The organism is Variovorax sp. P4_D9, assembly GCF_056401695.1.
Map to the genome: position 1 here is coordinate 1 of NZ_JBFUIU010001138.1, position 2,280 is coordinate 2,280.

The 2,280-nt window shown below is 60.4% G+C and carries 2 protein-coding genes; one reads left to right on the top strand and one right to left on the bottom strand.

Going from position 1 to position 2,280, the window contains the following annotated elements:
* Positions 1-481 precede the first annotated feature (481 nt).
* Positions 482-811, top strand: a complete 330-nt coding sequence (locus AC1DY5_RS52045; RefSeq protein ID WP_478122086.1) for a hypothetical protein — start codon at positions 482-484, stop codon at positions 809-811.
* A gap of 301 nt (positions 812-1,112) precedes the next feature.
* Here AC1DY5_RS52045 and AC1DY5_RS52050 read toward each other — a convergent pair whose 3' ends face one another.
* Complete coding sequence (locus tag AC1DY5_RS52050) at positions 1,113-1,565, bottom strand: metal-dependent hydrolase (RefSeq protein WP_478122087.1); 453 nt, start codon at positions 1,563-1,565, stop codon at positions 1,113-1,115.
* Positions 1,566-2,280: the final 715 nt, after the last annotated feature.

Genomic DNA, 2,280 nt, shown 5'->3' on the forward strand with positions numbered 1-2,280 from the left:
CCTTCGGACCCAGATGCAAGAAGTTGGGTATGTTCATAACGGGTATTTGGCCGAGCTCGGCAAGCATGATCTCCGGGCCTCAAGTCCCCGCCGGGCTTGATTTGGTGCAAGGGCATTCCAGTTTGAGGTCAGGTCCTAGCCGGACTTTAGCCAGAGTGGACTCGCCTACAAGGTGCCGCCGTCGCAAAACGGGGAAGCCGTGACGAAGTTCCGCTTCTGGCCAGTTGACCCGGGCGTGTGAAGTCGGACTGCATACTGCATGCACAGTTGGCATGCCTTATTGATCTTTACGTAACCCATGACATTACCAGAGCGTAGCCTGCATCCAGCAAGCGGCGATGATCGAGGGGCGCTTCTGAGCACAGCAGCAATCGCCCAGCCCGCACCCGTTTGCGCGTCGCCTCGTCCAACTTCTTGCCCATGCAACCCACCTCCAATCAATCCGCTGATTGGATAACGTTCGAGAACGTTATTGGTTGTCATGGATTTGGTAACTCTCAATAGTAAGGGCGATAGCGCCCGTCGCCACCGCCGCGAGCATGTGCGCAGCACCGGGCGCTACATCCTGGCGACCGCCTCGCCGCAGGGCAAGGCGCTGGAGGACGGGGTCGATGGACACGGCGTTTGCACCGCCACGCTGCTGGAACGTTTGGCCGGCGCCGCGGCGGCGCCCACCGCGGCAATGATCGAAGTCGACTCGCTGGCCAACTATGTCGCGCGCCGCGTGCCCGAACTGACTCGACCCAAGGGCTACGAGCAGCGGCTCATGCGCTCGGCTCAGGGCGAGAACTTCCCCATCACTAGTTTCTAGGCGATTGCCGTAGGCCTCATGTCCGAGCCCGATGCACCTCTTGTCATGCGCGAGGCCTGGCGCGAGCTGATGTTCGCCGACACGGATCAACAGGCCAAGATCACGAGCGACCCCGAGGCTCGGCCCAGCGTTCCAAGCCAACATCTGTCGCAAAGCCCAGCGCCAGGCCCGATGCGCCGACCTTCGAGGTTCTCACCACGCCCACGCGCAGCAGCAGCGAGCGCTCGAGCTCATCCAGAAGATCCAGTTGTAGACAGCAACCGGCCCCCCGATCTCACGCCAAGTCGATGTCGTGCACGCCCTATGCCGCCTGCTGGCGCCGTTTAAGCCAATCGAGGCTACCTGACACACACTGTGCCGTGAACCAGACTGTCAGGGGCAACAATGCCCAGGACAGCGGTTCCATCCAGCCCAGGAAGAGGGGGTTGCCCTCCACGAAGGGCCAGAAGGGCACCATCTCCGGGTGCACCAGGCTATCCAGCAGGATGTGCGAGATCGCCCCCAGGAAGGCTCCATAGCCCCAGCTTTTGGAGCGCATCCCTGGTATGGCCACCAGTGCGGCCATCACCATGGCGATCACCAGGTGATGGGTGTCCGCGTCGTGGCTAGGCAAAGGCAAGCCCTTGAACCAGGCAAGGATGGCCGGCGCGTCCATCCAGAGGTTGACCAGTACGAAGGACACGTTGCTCACCCGGTTGGGGGCAAAGTGGCTAATCGGAGCCAAGACACCGAAGTGCAGGGGGGTGATGGGCATGATTGGATGGCCTACGCACGTTGTTAGTTCTAACTTCCATCGAGACACCGCAAACCGTTTGGACCCTCGGGCCTGACCCTAACATTGTCCTACTCGGGGGGCGTTTCGCTATCGTGGGATTCAAGCGCGTGAGGTCACCGACCTTGTTCTCTGCACCACTTCACTTCGGCCTCCTCACCGCTTTTCGCAGCGGTGCACTTGAAGTAGGCGCCAGCATCGGGATCGCCTCGCAAATACACGGAGCAGTTGTGTTCGATAGGTTGCGTCGGTGACTGGCATCGACTCAAACGATTGGCAAGGAGGTCGGCGTCTCTCTCAATCTCTTGGCGATGCTCGTACCCATCCATGCCAATCTTGACAGTGAAGCCGAGCGTCAAAAGAAGGATGAATGCAACTGCCCGCCTTCGTCGACCACCGCGCGATCCCCTGAGCAACTCTAGACCCAACCTGGGTTGCGGCAGCTGCAAGACCCTGCGCGACGTCTAACGCTGCTGCCTTGCGCTCCCGGCGCGTCAACGCATCCTCCAGCTCCATGCGCGCGCGTTGAAGTTGAATACGCTTCAACTCTTCTTCGATTGGATCCAACTAAAAGGTCCTCTTGCGGGTTACGTCCAGAACCCAATGTAATCCATACAAAGCCGGCGACGGCCTTTCGTCAGATCAGTGCGTCTTCAGGCTTGCCATCCGCTGGCCCGGCGTCGAACAGTTCCACGGG